Origin of the sequence: Bradyrhizobium sp. SZCCT0231, from assembly GCF_018130245.1 — a bacterium.
Lineage (GTDB): Bacteria > Pseudomonadota > Alphaproteobacteria > Rhizobiales > Xanthobacteraceae > Bradyrhizobium > Bradyrhizobium japonicum_F.
On the sequence record NZ_JAFCKP010000014.1, the window covers coordinates 59,057 to 72,033 of the forward strand.

Genomic DNA, 12,977 nt, shown 5'->3' on the forward strand with positions numbered 1-12,977 from the left:
AATGCCGAAAGCGATGGGCGCAGTGAAGCAGGCGATCCCCGCCGAGATCGGCGGGGTCATAGACGCCGCGGCGGGTAGCAGTGGAACGGTGGTCCGAGCTGCCGCGGCACGAAAAATCCTGCCGATCGTCGAGGGCGTCGTGCTCATCGCGGCGCTGCTCGCGCCGCTGGTGCTGCAGGACTATCTCACGGTGTTCGCGACGCGCGTGATCATCCTGGCGCTGTTCGCGCTGTCGTTCGATCTGGTCTGGGGCTATGCCGGCATCATGAGCTTCGGCCAGGCCCTGTTCTTCGGCTCGGCCGGCTATGGCGTCGCCCTGCTCGCGCGCGACCTCGACATCACCAACATCTTCCTGGTGCTGCCCGCGGGCACGCTGATCGGCCTCACCTTCGCGCTCCTGCTCGGCGGCTTCCTGCTGCTCGGACGGCATCCCTCCAGCGTGATCTTCGTGTCGCTGGGCACGCTCACCGGCTCCTACGCCGCCGATCGGCTCGCGCGCGGCTGGTATTATCTCGGCGGCCAGAACGGCATCCCCTCGATCGCACCGATGTCGCTCGCTGGTTACGAGTTCACGGAAGGTCCGGCGTTCTACTATCTCGTGCTCGGCATCCTCGTCGTGGTCTACCTGCTCTGCCGCTTCCTGGTGCGCTCGCAATTCGGCCTCGCGCTCGCAGGGCTCCGCGAGAACGAGCAGCGCATCGCCTTCTTCGGCTACAAGGCGCAGCACCTCAAAGCGATCATCTTCACCATCGGCGGCGCCGTCGCAGGGCTCGCCGGCAGCCTCTATGCCTTCCACGAAGGCTTTGTCTGGCCCAACATGGTCGGCGTCGTGGTCTCGACCCAGGTGGTGCTCTACGTTCTGTTTGGCGGCTCCGGCACGCTGATCGGCGCGGTGATCGGTGCCATCATCGTCGAAGGCGTCAGCTTCTGGCTTTCGGACAATTACCGCGACATCTGGCCGATCATCCTGGGCCTGCTGCTGCTGCTCGTGATCATGTTCCGGCCGCTGGGCCTGATCAGCTTTGTCCTCGGCGAGCGTGAACGAGTCGGCAGCTTCGGTGCCAAACCGAAGGAGAAGCGCAATGCCGCTCCTTGAAGCCGCCGGTATCAAGAAGGTCTTCGGCAAGCTCACCGCGCTCGATGGCGCCGCGCTCACCGTCGGCGAGAACGAATTCCACGGCCTGATCGGTCCGAACGGCTCCGGCAAGAGCACGCTGATGAAGTGCATCGCCGGGGCCGAAGTGCCGACGCAAGGAAAAGTCTCCTTCGTCAACACCGACATCACCGCGTTCACGCCGACCGAGCGGGCCCGAGCCGGCATGAGCCTGAAATTCCAGATCACATCCGTGCTGCCGTCGCTGACGCTCTACGACAACATCCTGCTTGCGCTGCAGGCGCAGTGCTCGCTGTTCGACCTCGTGTTCTCGCGCACCCGCGGCGCGCTGCACGACCAGGTCATGACTATGCTGACGCAGTTCCGCCTCGCCGACCGCGCCTTCGATGCGGCAGCTGCCCTGTCGCACGGCCAGCAGCAATGGCTGGAGATCGCCATGGCGCTCGCAGGCAAGCCGAAACTTCTGTTGCTCGACGAGCCCACCGGCGGCATGAGCCTGGAGGAGCGCCGCGTCACCGGCGAGCTGCTGCAACCGATCAAAGAACATTGCTCGCTCGTCATCGTCGAGCACGATCTCGATTTCATTCGCGACATCTGCGATCGGCTGACCGTGCTCGACCAGGGCAAGGTGCTGGCGTCGGGTACGGTGTCGGAGATCCAGGCCAACACATCCGTCCAGGAGATCTATCTGCGCCGTGCCTGAATTTTTGGACATCAAGCATCTCGACGCCGGTTACGGCCGCAGCCAGGTCCTGTTCGACGTCACGCTCGGCATTCCCTGGCGCGGCGGCGTCGCCGTGCTCGGCCGCAACGGTGCCGGCAAGACCACGCTGATGAAGACCATCGTCGGCGAGCTGCCGGCGTGGAAGGGCGAGGTCGCCTTCGACGGCCGCGACATCAGCCGCCGTGCCACCCAGGAGCGCGTCCGCGCCGGCATCGGCTATGTGCCGCAGGAGCATTCCGTGTTCGCGCGCCTGTCGGTGCGCGACAATCTCGCCGTCGGCTCGCTCGCGAACAAGGATGCCTCCGCGGTCGACCGCGTGCTGACCATCTTCCCCAAGCTCGGCCAGCGCCTCGACCAGCCCGCCGGCACGCTCTCGGGCGGCGAGCGCAAGATGCTCGCGATCGGCCGCGCCATGCTGGGTGATCCGAAACTGCTGCTGCTGGACGAGCCCACCGAAGGCGTCTGGATCGGCGTGATCGAGGAGATCACCGAGCGCCTGATCGAGCTCGCCAAGGAGATCGCCGTCATCATCGTCGAGCAGCACCTCGATTTGGCGCTCCGCGTCGCCGACTACGCCTACGTGCTCGACCGCGGTCGGATCGCGCTGCAGGGCGAAGCGGGCCAGGTGCGGGGCAATCCGGAGCTGATGCGGTATCTGGCGCCGTAGGGTGCGTACGCTGCCCATCTCAGGGCGAGGCGCGATTCTCACCCCCTCCCGGCTGTCATGCCCCGCCACCGGGTCTCGCCTTCGGCGAGCCCGATGACAGGCTCCGGCGGGGCATCCAGTACGCCGCGGCTTCTCGATCGATAACTGGTGTCTCTGGAATACTGGATTCCCCTTCGCGGGGAATGACGGCGTCGGGCTGGGATAGCGCGGCGCGCCCGCTTACTTCACCGCCCCAAAGCGGCTGTCGAACGAGTTCGACTGCACCACCGGAGCGGCACCGGCCATCATCGGGGCACTGTCACCTGCGCCGTCCGAGACCGACGGCTTCAGCGCCGGACGGGTCGCGGCAAGCCGCGTATCTGGCTTTGCCGGCTCTGCCGGCTTGGCGGCAGCCACAGCGGGCTTCGGCGTATCCTTCGCAGCATCCTTGGACTTGTCATGCCCCGGCACGAAGCGGGTCACCGCAGCCTTCAGCCGGGATGCTGCGGTCGGTGGCGTCGTGGAGGTCTGGGCCGGAGCGACGGACGCGGTGGCCTGCGGCGGCGGCGTGGTCGCCGTGGTATCGGCGGCGCCGAGGCCCATCTTGCGGCCGAGGTTGGAGAAGAAGCCGCCGCTTGAGGATTTCTCGGCGGGTGCAGCCGACGCGACGCGGGTGGTCGCGGGCGCGCTGCTGGCCGTGACCGGCGCTTCCTGCGGTGCAGGCGCGGACGCCACCGCATCGAGGTTCGGCTTGGGCGGATTGACGTGGCCGGGGATCGTGCCGGGCGCCTTCGCCATCGCCAGCATCTGCAGCGTGGTGCCTTCGGCGCTCTCGGAGAGGCCAGTCGAGCCTTCCGGAATCTTGGCGGCGAACACCTTGTTCATGCCGCCGTCGATACCGGTGTTCATGCGCGCCACCGGCGTGCCCTTGGCGACGAGCCGAGCGTATTCCGCCTCGTCCTTCGCCTGCTTCTCGCGCACGGCGCTGGCGACGTCCTCGGGGATCACATAGGCCGGGCATTTTGCCGAGGCGTCGAACACCGGATCGCGCTTGGCGTCGGCCGGCTTCGCGGCGTCGAAGACGTACTTCTTCTCGCAGAAATCGACCTTCGGCTCCTGCCGCGTCACCTCGAAATGATCATAGCCTTCCTTGATCATCTTCCAGAAGGCCATGTTCGGATTGTTCCGGTGCTTGGCCATGTTCACCGGCGTCATCTTGAACGGATAGGCCTGGAGCTGGAACGCCTTCTGGCCGCCGAAGAAGGATTCGCGCCCGAGCGAATAGATCTCCGCGATCTGCTCGTCCGTCATGGCGTAGCAGCCGCGCGACGAGCAGTCGCCGTGCACCATCAGCTGCGAGCCGGTGCGCCCCAGTGCCTTGTCGAACGCGTTCGGGTAGCCCGTGTTGAAGGACAGGTAATAGGCCGACTGCGGATTCATCTGGCTCGGATTGATCGAGTAGAATCCTTCCGGCGCCTGGCGGTCGCCTTCGCGCACTTTGGGGCCGAGGTCCCCGGACCAGCGGCAGATCGGATAGGTCTTGAGCAGCGCGAACTGGCCCGAGCGGGTCTGCTTCCAGACCTCGAGCTCGGCCTCCTGCTTGAACAGGCGGACCAGGATCGGCGACTGCAGGTCCATGTTCTTCTCGGAGATCGCGGCGAGAAGCTTCGGCGGCACCGGCTGATTGGCCTTGGCGTTGGTCGCGAGCGAGACCTGGTCGGTGTTGCAGCCGGACAGCAGGACGCCGGCCGTCATCAGCGCAACCGAAGCCAAGAGCGCGCGAGCAAGCGAACGAGAAATCAAGATGGACCCCACACCGTGCCGGGCAAGGAGCGCGAACCCCAATTCTTCTGGCGCATGATCCGACCGGAAAACCGGACCCGTCATGACGGGCTTTTTCAGCTCACGCCCCAGCGCTTATGCCCTGAAGCCATTGATTAAAATTCTAACCTCTGGGTCATGTGGTCGCAACCCGAGCGGGGATCACGAGGGCGTTGGCCCAAAGGTGTGGTCAACAGAGACTTAAACTGGGCCGTAACTTGGAACTGGGCCGGAACTTGGGCTTTGCGGCCAAACCGCCACTGAGATCGCCGATTTGGGCAAAAAAAGGGTTAACGCGGGGTTACCGGGAGGAGGCTCATGCCCCGGACGCAGCGCAGCGCCCCTCGGCGGTGCGCTGCTGAGCCGGGGCCCATGCTGGCGCAAGCTCCGGAGCCTGCTGGGTCCCGGCTCAGCGGAGCGTCACCATAGCGCGTCGAAGACGCGCGTGAACGCGCTTATGGCGCCGCACCGCGTCCGGGACACGAAATCGAGGCGAATCAGCCCAGTTTCCGGCCGATCTCGAGGAATTTCTGCCGCCGTTGCTTGCGGATGGCGTCGCCGTCGAGGCCCCGGAGCTCGTCGAAGGCCTTGGCGATGGCTTCGCCCGTGGTGGCGATCATGGCGGCGGGGTCGCGGTGGGCGCCGCCGACCGGCTCCTTGAGGATCTGATCGATCACCCCGAAGCGGAGCATGTCCTGGGCGGTGATCTTCATGTTGTTGGCGGCTTCCTGCGCCTTGGTGCCGTCGCGCCAGAGGATGGAGGAGGCGGCTTCAGGCGAGATCACGCTGTAGATGGCGTGCTCCAGCATCAGCACCTTGTTGGCAGTGGTGATGGCGATGGCGCCGCCCGACATGCCTTCGCCGGTGATGATGGCGACGTTCGGCACGGTCAGCGCCAGGCACGCATCGGTCGAGCGCGCGATCGCCTCGGCTTGGCCGCGCTCTTCCGCGCCGATGCCGGGATAGGCGCCGGCGGAATCGGCGAGCGACAGCACCGGCAGGCCGAACCGCTCGGCCATCTCCATCAGCCGCACGCATTTGCGATAGCCTTCGGGCCGCGCCATGCCGAAATTGTGCCGGATGCGGCTCTCGGTGGAATCGCCCTTTTCCTGGCCCATCACGCAGATCGGCTCGCCGCGGAAGCGGCCGAAGCCGGCGACCAGCGCCTCGTCCTCGCCGAACTTGCGGTCGCCGGCGAGCGGGGTGAACTCGGTGATCAGCCCCTTGATGAAGTCGTTGAAGTGCGGCCGCTGCGGATGCCGCGCCACCAGCGTCTTCTGCCACGGCGTCAGGTTCGTATAGAGGTCGGCCAGCGCCTGCGCCGCCTTGTCCTCGATCCGTCCGACCTCGTCGCTGATGTCGGTGCCGGTGGCAGCGAGCGCCCGCAATTCGTCGACCTTGGAGTCGAGCTCGGCGACGGGCTTTTCGAAGTCGAGATAGCTGCGCATCTGGTCTTGCATCAACTCAATATAGGCGGACGGGGCTAAAGAAGCGAAGCGAGGTTGGGGTCCGGGAAGAAGTGTAGCGTCTTCAATGGCTTGGCTTGTGTGATCGTGAGACACCAGCCAAATCAGTCGTGAGGCCCCGGCTCTTTCTGCGGAGATGTGGCCGAAGTCAAGGCGGTTTCGGTTGTCCTCCCGACTCCGATGTCGTGTCCCGGACGCTCTGCAGCGCTTCTTGAGCGCTGCTGCGCCCGGGGCACGAGACCTCTCACCCATCCCTACTTCTCCGCCAGCGGATGCAGATCCCGCACCAGGCTCTTCAGCCGCTCCTCGACCACATGGGTGTAGATCTGGGTCGTGGAAATATCGGTGTGGCCGAGCAGGGTCTGCACGATGCGCAAGTCCGCGCCGTTGTGCAGCAAATGGCTGGCAAAGGCGTGGCGCAGCACGTGCGGGGAGACCAGGCGGGCCTGCAGCCCGGCAGCGACCGCGAGCTCTTTCAAGTCGCGGGCGAAATGCTGCCGCGTCAGATGTCCGCTCTCGCCGAACGAGGGGAATAGCCATTTCGAGGCGGCCACGCTGTTCTTCTTGTCGGCCTTTGCAGCCTCCGTCGCGGCGAGGTAATCCGCCATCGCCTGCCGCGAGGCCTCGTTGAGCGGCACCAGGCGCTCCTTGTTGCCTTTGCCGCGCACCACGATCATGCGCGCGTCGCGCTTGGCCGCCGAGCGCGGCAGCGCCACCAGCTCGGAGACGCGCAAGCCCGTGGCGTAGAGCACCTCCAGCAGGCAATAGAGCCGCAAAGCGCGCAGCCGTTTCGAGGGCGAAGCATCTTCCGCCTCGCTCAATTCCTTGGCGCGGCGGAGCATGCGGTCGACATCGGCGATCGATAGCACCTTTGGCAGGCCGCGGCCGCGCTTCGGGCCGGACAGGATCGCCGCGGGATCGTCGGCCCTGATCCGTTCGTTCAGGAGAAACCGATAGAGATGCCGCATCGCCGACAGGCGGCGGGCGACGCTGGTGGACTTGAAGCCGCGCGTGTCGAGATCGGCGAGATAATCGCGCAGGACCTGCGTCTCCGCGTCCGCAAAGCTATGGCCGACGCGGCCCAGAAATTCCGAGAAATCGGTGAGGTCGCGACGGTAGGCATCGAGCGTGTTGGGGCCGGCGCCCTGTTCCGCCGCGAGCATGTCGAGGAACAGGCCGGTGAGCTTGGTGTCGGAGGGCTTGATGGGCATGCCCTGGAGGCTAGCTCCTATTTCTTGAGAAACTTGTCAGGCGGGATGGTCACCGTCATTTCCCGCGGCTTCGGATTGACGAAGTTCGCCAGCGCGAAGACCACGCCATAGACGATGCCGGCGATCACGGCGACGACCGTCAGGAAGCGGAACAAGCTCGGCATCGTTCTGGGGTCTCAGGTAAGGGTCCAGGCAGCCAAATTAACCAATGAAATCATCCAACATGTTCGCCGTTTCGTGGCAAGAGTCCTCTGGCGAGGGCCCCCATGGGGTCGTATAGGTGGCCAAACCATGCCGCATCCGGCGGCAGTTCGAGCGAGATCCAATCGAGCGAGACAATGTCCGACGCCGCGTTGCCGCTTCCTGCTTCGCCTGAGGCCGACATCCTGTCGGCGCTCGGTGCGCGCTCGATCGTGCTCGTCGGCATGATGGGGGTGGGCAAGTCCACCATCGGCCGGCGCATGGCGGCCCGCCTCAAGCTGCCCTTCATCGATGCCGACACCGAGATCGAGGCGGCGGCCGGCATGACCATACCGGAGATTTTCGAGCGCCACGGCGAGCCGCATTTCCGCGATGGCGAGGCCCGTGTCATCGCGCGCCTGCTCGAGGGTGGTCCCGTGGTGCTGGCGACCGGCGGCGGCGCTTTCATGCGCGAGGAGACGCGCGCGCGCATCGCGGCGAAAGCCATCTCGATCTGGCTCAGGGCGGACCATGACGTCATCATGCGCCGCGTGCGCCGCCGCGCCGACCGTCCGCTGCTTCGGACCGCCGACCCCGAGGGAACCGTGACGCGCCTCCTCACCGAGCGCGAGCCGGTCTATGCCAATGCCGACCTCACGATCGCCTCGCGCGACGTGCCGCACGATAGAATCGTCGAGGAATGCATCGCGGCGCTGCACGCTCATCTCTGCGGCGGACAGGCCGCCCAAACACCTGCCGACGTTGCGAGTGCGTTAAGATGACTGCCCCGTTGAAACATTCCGATCCCGTCAAAGTCGACGTTGCGCTGGAGAATCGCGCCTATGACATCGTCATCGGCCGCGGCGTGCTGGCCTCGCTCGGCGAGCGGGTCGCAGCCTTGCGGCCGGGCGTGCGCACGGCCGTTGTCACCGACCGCACCGTCGCAAAATACTGGCTCGAGCCGACCGAAGCGTCGCTTGCCGCCGCCGGCATCCAGACCTCGCGCATCGTCGTCGAGGAGGGCGAGATCTCAAAAACCTATGCCGGCCTCGAAAAGGTCAGCGAAGCCCTGATCGCCGCCAGGATCGAGCGCAACGATCTCGTCATCGCGCTCGGCGGCGGCGTGGTCGGCGATCTCGCCGGCTTTGCCGCGGCGATCCTGCGCCGCGGCGTCGATTTCGTGCAGGTGCCGACTTCGCTGCTGGCGCAGGTCGATTCGTCCGTCGGCGGCAAGACCGGCATCAACTCGCCGCAGGGCAAGAATTTGCTCGGCGCCTTCCACCAGCCGGTGCTGGTCATCGCCGACACCGCCGTGCTCGACACGCTGTCGCCGCGTCAGTTCCGCGCCGGCTATGCCGAGGTCGCCAAATATGGCGTGCTCGGCGACGAGGCCTTTTTCTCCTGGCTGGAAAAGAACCATTCCGATATCTTCAAGGGCGGTTCGGCGCGCGAGCATGCGATCGCGACCTCCTGCCGCGCCAAGGCCGGTGTCGTCTCGCGCGACGAGCGCGAGACCGGCGAGCGTGCGCTGCTCAATCTCGGCCACACCTTCGGCCACGCGCTGGAAGCGGCGACCGGCTTCTCCGACCGCCTGTTCCATGGCGAGGGCGTTTCGATCGGGATGACGCTGGCGGCGCAGTTCTCGGCCAGGCTCGGCATGATCGGCGAGCTTGAGGCCGCGCGTGTCGAACGCCATCTGGTCGAGGCAGGCCTGCCGACGCGCTTGCAGGACATCGCGGGCTTTGCGCAGGAAGGGCTTGCCGATGCCGACGCGCTGATGGCGCTGATGGCGCAGGACAAGAAGGTCAAGCGCGGCAAGCTCACCTTCATCCTGCTGGAAGCCGTGGGCCGCGCGGTGATCGTGAAGGATGTCGAGCCCGCACCGGTGCGCGACTTCCTGAAAGAGAAGCTATCGCAGTGATGGCGGGACCGTTCAGATCGGCCGCCCGCGAAACGGCGGGGAATGCCGGGGCGGTCGCGAGGCAAATATGAGTTCGATCTCGATCAATCTTCTGCTTGCGGCCCTCCTGCTCGCCGCCAACGCGTTCTACGTGGCTGCGGAATTTGCGCTCGTGAAGAGCCGCGGCTTTCGCGTCAAGGCCATGGTCGAGCAAAATCGCTTCGGCGCTCGCCTGCTGCAGACGATGATGGGGAATATCGAATCCTATCTCGCCTGCTGCCAGCTCGGCATCACCATGGCTTCCCTCGGTCTTGGCTGGATCGGTGAGCCGACCGTGTCTGCGCTGCTGAGTCCGATCCTCCATCCGCTCGGATTGCCGGAAGCCACGCTGCACTTCACCTCGTTCCTGGCGGGTTTTTTGGTCTTCTCCTCACTGCACATCATCATCGGCGAACAGGTGCCGAAGACGCTCGCGATCAGGGAGCCGATGCCGGTGTCGCAGTGGATCGTGTATCCGCTTCATGCCTCCTATCTCGTGTTCTATCCGCTGAGCTGGTGTCTCAACACTGCGTCGAGCGCGATCTTGCGCCTGATCGGAGTCCAGGAGTTTTCGCAGCACGACATCCTGACGGATACCGAGATCGAGGGCCTGGTCGAGGAATCGGCCGTGCACGGCAAGATCGAGAGCGGCGAGGCCGAGTACATTCACAATGTCTTCCGCCTCGGCGAGCTGACGGTGTCCGACGTGATGGTTCATCGCACCGCCATGGTGATGATCAATGCCGACCTGCCGCCGGAGGAGCTGGTGCGGGAGGTGCTGGCGACCGAATACACCCGCATTCCGCTGTGGCGCGACAAGTCGGAGAACATCATCGGCATTCTGCACGCCAAGGATCTGTTGCGGGCGATCCGCGCCTCCGACGGCGACACCTCGCGTATCGACGTCTCCACCATCATGCTGCCGCCCTGGTTCGTGCCGGAAATGCGGCCGATATCCCAACAGCTCAAGGCGTTCCGCCGTCGCAAGACCCATTTCGCGCTCGTCGTCGACGAGTATGGCGAGGTTGAAGGCCTCGTGACGCTGGAAGACATTTTGGAGGAGATCGTCGGCGATATCTCCGACGAGCATGACGTGGTGGTGGCCGGCGTGCGCCGCCAGCCCGACGGCTCCGTCGTGGTCGACGGCTCGGTGCCGATCCGCGATCTCAACCGCGCCATGGACTGGCACCTGCCCGATGAAGAGGCGACGACGGTCGCCGGGCTCGTCATTCACGAGGCGCGCTCGATCCCCGACCGGGGCCAGAGCTTCACCTTCCACGGCTTCCGCTTCCGCGTCCTCCGCCGCGAGCGCAACCGCATCACCGCGCTCCGTATTTCACCGGTTCCGCGGGATGCCGAGCTGGAAGAGGCAAAGCCAAGAAGGGCCGGGACGTCGTTTTGACGCGTGGTAAGCTGTCATCGTCCGCCTTGTGCGCAGATGCGCACCGGGGCGGACGATCCAGTACGCCGCAGCCTATCGACTGATCCTCGATGCCGGTGTTTACTGGATGCCCCCGCCTCCGCGGGGCATGACAGCCGAATTGGTGAGCTAGCTCCCGCCTTCCCCCGGCGCCTGCGCATTGATCGCGAGGGCGTGCACGCTGCCGGAGAGTTCCGCGGCGAGCGCCGAATTTATCATGCGGTGGCGGTCGACTCGGCTCTTCCCTTTGAAGGCGGCAGACACGATATACACACGGAAGTGCGTCTCGCCGCCCGGCCGATGGCCGGCGTGGCCCTCATGCAAATGTGACTCGTCGACGACTTGCAGGCTTTCGGGCGTGAAAGCTTCCTGCAACTTGTTGCTGATAGTGTCTTTCATAGCCATGTGTGCCATTAAGGTGCGTGATCGCGCCCCGTCAATACCCGGACGTCCAAGGTAATCGGGACCGGGTGCTCAGCGAATTGCAATGTCAAGACTTGAAGGTTTTTGCATTGCGTAGTCAAAGTCAGCCATGCCGATCGATTCATCAAAGTTCTTCGACTCTATCCGCGTGAAGCCGCGGGGCAAGCAGCCCGAGCTGAAGCCGCGCGACACCGTGGTCAACTGCGAGTGGGCGGGCTGCGCCAACAAGGGTGCGCACCGCGCGCCGAAGGGCCGCGAGAACCAGCGCGAGTACTGGCACTTCTGCCTCGACCATGTGCGCGAGTACAACCAGAACTACAATTTCTTCTCCGGCATGAATGCCGATGCCGTCGCGCGCTACCAGAAAGACGCGCTGACCGGCCACCGCCCGACCTGGAAGATGGGCGCCAATGGCGGCAAGAAGGGTACGGAAGCCGACATCGATATGGCGTCCGATCCGTTCAGCATGTTCAGCGAGATCAACGGCCGCGCCAACTGGCGCAAGGGCCCGGATGCCCAGCCCAAGGCCGAGACGCGCAAGGTGATGAACGCCGAGCGCAAGGCGCTCCAGGTCATGGGCCTCGGCCCCGACGCCACGCTCGCCGACGTCAAAAGCAAGTACAAGGCGCTGGTGAAGCAGCATCACCCCGACGCCAATGGCGGCGACCGCTCCACCGAAGACCGCCTGATCGAGATCATCAAGGCGTATAACTATCTGAAGACAGTGGTGCGGGAGGCGTAGGGTCTCGCGAATTCAAGTGTAAGTATCGTAGGGTGGGCAAAGCGAAGCGTGCCCACCGCTTCTGTTGCAGTTTCGGATCGATGGTGGGCACGGCGCAAGTGCGCCTTTGCCCACCCTACGATTCCGGTCTCGCGGAGACATCCGCGATACCTCACGCCCCCGGCATCGCCCCGACATAGGACGAGCTCGGCCGGATCAATCGTCCCGTCCGCTGCTGCTCGCACGCGTGCGCGGTCCAGCCTGCGCTGCGTGCGACCGCGAAGACCGGCGTGAACGCCTGCCGTGGAATCGCCAGCGCATCGAGCAAGATCGCGGTGAAGAACTCGACATTGGTCTCCAGCGGCCGATCCGGATTTTTCCTGCGCAGGGCGCTGCGGATATAGGCCTCGACCTCGCCGGCAAAGGGCAGGTCGGCGCCTTCAGCCGCAAGCCGCTCGATCGCGGCCTTGAGCACGTCGGCGCGGGGATCGCGCACGCGATAGACGCGATGGCCGAAGCCCATCAGCCGTTCGCCGCGCGCGAGCGCCGCATCCACCCATGGCTGGATACGCTCGCTGGAGCCGATCGCGTCTAACATCTCCAGCACCGGCTCCGGCGCGCCGCCATGCAGGGGCCCGGTCAGGGCGCAGTAGCCGGCGGTGACGGCGGCGAACAGGTCGGCCTGGGTCGAGGCCACCACGCGCGTGGTGAAGGTCGAGGCGTTCATGCCGTGATCGCAGACCGTGACGAAATAGGCATCGAGTGCTGCGACCTCACGCGGCTCCGGCGCGGCGCCGCGCAGCATCCGCAGCGTATCGGCCGCATGGCTTGCATTCGGATCGGGCGCGACCGGCGGTAGTCCCTTGGCGCGACGAACCAGCGCGCCCGCAATCACCGGAAGCGCACCGACGATGGTTGCCTCGTGCTCGAGCCCGTGCTCCGCGCGAAGCCCGGCGACCGCGGCGCGGAACCCGTCGACGATGCCCATGCCGTGCGTCGCGGGTAAGAGGTCGGGCAACCGCGCAAAAGCGCGCTCCCGCGCCACGCCGAGGCTTGCCCGGACATTGGCTTCGCTCAGGCTGGTCTTGCTGGCGCCGTTCCAGAGCCGGGCGGTGACGCCCTCGAAGCTCGATTTGGCGGCGAGGCTGCCGACATGCTCGCCGGCGATGATCAGCTCGCCGCGCTCGCCATCGACATGGCTCAGCACGGTCTCAGCCGCGGGAACGCCGTCCAGCCCGATCTGGCTCTTGGTGAGGTGGATATTCATGGCCTGTCTCCTTTCACGGCGGAAAGGTCGGGCGTCTCGACAGAT

General features: G+C 65.5%; 13 protein-coding genes. 7 read left to right on the plus strand and 6 right to left on the minus strand.

Annotated elements, in window-relative coordinates; translation table 11 throughout:
- Position 1 precedes the first annotated feature (1 nt).
- Genes JQ566_RS26095 through JQ566_RS26105 form a run of 3 tightly spaced genes read left to right on the plus strand, consistent with a single transcriptional unit; the run spans position 2 to position 2,505 of the window.
- Positions 2-1,096, plus strand: a complete 1,095-nt coding sequence (locus JQ566_RS26095; protein WP_212377714.1) for a branched-chain amino acid ABC transporter permease — start codon at positions 2-4, stop codon at positions 1,094-1,096.
- Positions 1,083-1,817: an ABC transporter ATP-binding protein gene (locus tag JQ566_RS26100; protein ID WP_212377717.1), complete on the plus strand. Its 735-nt coding sequence runs from the start codon at positions 1,083-1,085 to the stop codon at positions 1,815-1,817. The genes JQ566_RS26095 and JQ566_RS26100 overlap by 14 nt, the downstream gene beginning before the upstream one ends.
- On the plus strand, positions 1,810-2,505 hold the full coding sequence (locus JQ566_RS26105; protein ID WP_212377720.1) for a branched-chain amino acid ABC transporter ATP-binding protein: 696 nt from the start codon (positions 1,810-1,812) through the stop codon (positions 2,503-2,505). Before JQ566_RS26100 ends, JQ566_RS26105 begins: the two co-directional genes overlap by 8 nt.
- A gap of 219 nt (positions 2,506-2,724) precedes the next feature.
- Here JQ566_RS26105 and JQ566_RS26110 read toward each other — a convergent pair whose 3' ends face one another.
- The 4 genes from JQ566_RS26110 to JQ566_RS26125 all read right to left on the minus strand — a co-directional run bounded on the left by JQ566_RS26110 (position 2,725) and on the right by JQ566_RS26125 (position 7,146).
- Positions 2,725-4,239 carry a L,D-transpeptidase family protein gene (locus JQ566_RS26110; protein ID WP_249139814.1) on the minus strand — a complete coding sequence of 505 codons (1,515 nt, stop codon included), beginning with the start codon at positions 4,237-4,239 and terminating at the stop codon, positions 2,725-2,727.
- A gap of 563 nt (positions 4,240-4,802) precedes the next feature.
- Complete coding sequence (locus tag JQ566_RS26115; protein ID WP_212377726.1) at positions 4,803-5,765, minus strand: acetyl-CoA carboxylase carboxyltransferase subunit alpha; 963 nt, start codon at positions 5,763-5,765, stop codon at positions 4,803-4,805.
- 260 nt (positions 5,766-6,025) lie between these two features.
- Positions 6,026-6,982: a site-specific tyrosine recombinase XerD gene (gene xerD, locus JQ566_RS26120; RefSeq protein ID WP_212377729.1), complete on the minus strand. Its 957-nt coding sequence runs from the start codon at positions 6,980-6,982 to the stop codon at positions 6,026-6,028.
- A 17-nt stretch (positions 6,983-6,999) separates the two neighbouring features.
- Complete coding sequence (locus tag JQ566_RS26125) at positions 7,000-7,146, minus strand: hypothetical protein (RefSeq protein WP_035669499.1); 147 nt, start codon at positions 7,144-7,146, stop codon at positions 7,000-7,002.
- Between the two features lie 174 nt (positions 7,147-7,320).
- On the opposite strand from JQ566_RS26125, the gene JQ566_RS26130 reads away from it, so the two are divergent.
- From JQ566_RS26130 to JQ566_RS26140, 3 genes are all read left to right on the plus strand, one after another.
- Positions 7,321-7,944 carry a shikimate kinase gene (locus tag JQ566_RS26130; RefSeq protein WP_212377731.1) on the plus strand — a complete coding sequence of 208 codons (624 nt, stop codon included), beginning with the start codon at positions 7,321-7,323 and terminating at the stop codon, positions 7,942-7,944.
- The gene (gene aroB / locus JQ566_RS26135) at positions 7,941-9,083 is read left to right on the plus strand and encodes a 3-dehydroquinate synthase (protein ID WP_212377734.1); all 1,143 of its coding nucleotides are present in this window, start codon (positions 7,941-7,943) and stop codon (positions 9,081-9,083) included. The genes JQ566_RS26130 and aroB overlap by 4 nt, the downstream gene beginning before the upstream one ends.
- A 67-nt stretch (positions 9,084-9,150) precedes the next feature.
- Positions 9,151-10,503: a hemolysin family protein gene (locus JQ566_RS26140; RefSeq protein WP_212377736.1), complete on the plus strand. Its 1,353-nt coding sequence runs from the start codon at positions 9,151-9,153 to the stop codon at positions 10,501-10,503.
- 147 nt (positions 10,504-10,650) lie between these two features.
- On the opposite strand, the gene JQ566_RS26145 is transcribed toward JQ566_RS26140, so the two are convergent.
- On the minus strand, positions 10,651-10,926 hold the full coding sequence (locus tag JQ566_RS26145) for a BolA family protein (protein ID WP_212377738.1): 276 nt from the start codon (positions 10,924-10,926) through the stop codon (positions 10,651-10,653).
- 127 nt (positions 10,927-11,053) lie between these two features.
- Here JQ566_RS26145 and JQ566_RS26150 point away from each other — a divergent pair, with 127 nt between their 5' ends.
- The gene (locus JQ566_RS26150) at positions 11,054-11,686 is read left to right on the plus strand and encodes a J domain-containing protein (RefSeq protein ID WP_212377740.1); all 633 of its coding nucleotides are present in this window, start codon (positions 11,054-11,056) and stop codon (positions 11,684-11,686) included.
- Positions 11,687-11,837: 151 nt separating this feature from the next.
- On the opposite strand, the gene JQ566_RS26155 is transcribed toward JQ566_RS26150, so the two are convergent.
- The gene (locus JQ566_RS26155) at positions 11,838-12,932 is read right to left on the minus strand and encodes a citrate synthase/methylcitrate synthase (protein ID WP_212377742.1); all 1,095 of its coding nucleotides are present in this window, start codon (positions 12,930-12,932) and stop codon (positions 11,838-11,840) included.
- Positions 12,933-12,977: the final 45 nt, after the last annotated feature.

Excerpts from the sequence above, each read along its gene's own strand:
- JQ566_RS26125 (WP_035669499.1), bottom strand. The coding sequence starts at position 7,146 with ATGCCGAGCTTGTTCCGCTTCCTGACGGTCGTCGCCGTGATCGCCGGC.
- JQ566_RS26110 (WP_249139814.1), bottom strand. The coding sequence starts at position 4,239 with ATGACGGCCGGCGTCCTGCTGTCCGGCTGCAACACCGACCAGGTCTCG.
- xerD (WP_212377729.1), bottom strand. The coding sequence starts at position 6,982 with ATGCCCATCAAGCCCTCCGACACCAAGCTCACCGGCCTGTTCCTCGAC.
- JQ566_RS26155 (WP_212377742.1), bottom strand. The coding sequence starts at position 12,932 with ATGAATATCCACCTCACCAAGAGCCAGATCGGGCTGGACGGCGTTCCC.
- JQ566_RS26140 (WP_212377736.1), top strand. The coding sequence starts at position 9,151 with ATGAGTTCGATCTCGATCAATCTTCTGCTTGCGGCCCTCCTGCTCGCC.
- JQ566_RS26130 (WP_212377731.1), top strand. The coding sequence starts at position 7,321 with ATGTCCGACGCCGCGTTGCCGCTTCCTGCTTCGCCTGAGGCCGACATC.
- JQ566_RS26095 (WP_212377714.1), top strand. The coding sequence starts at position 2 with ATGCCGAAAGCGATGGGCGCAGTGAAGCAGGCGATCCCCGCCGAGATC.
- aroB (WP_212377734.1), top strand. The coding sequence starts at position 7,941 with ATGACTGCCCCGTTGAAACATTCCGATCCCGTCAAAGTCGACGTTGCG.
- JQ566_RS26145 (WP_212377738.1), bottom strand. The coding sequence starts at position 10,926 with ATGGCTATGAAAGACACTATCAGCAACAAGTTGCAGGAAGCTTTCACG.
- JQ566_RS26100 (WP_212377717.1), top strand. The coding sequence starts at position 1,083 with ATGCCGCTCCTTGAAGCCGCCGGTATCAAGAAGGTCTTCGGCAAGCTC.
- JQ566_RS26115 (WP_212377726.1), bottom strand. The coding sequence starts at position 5,765 with ATGCAAGACCAGATGCGCAGCTATCTCGACTTCGAAAAGCCCGTCGCC.
- JQ566_RS26150 (WP_212377740.1), top strand. The coding sequence starts at position 11,054 with ATGCCGATCGATTCATCAAAGTTCTTCGACTCTATCCGCGTGAAGCCG.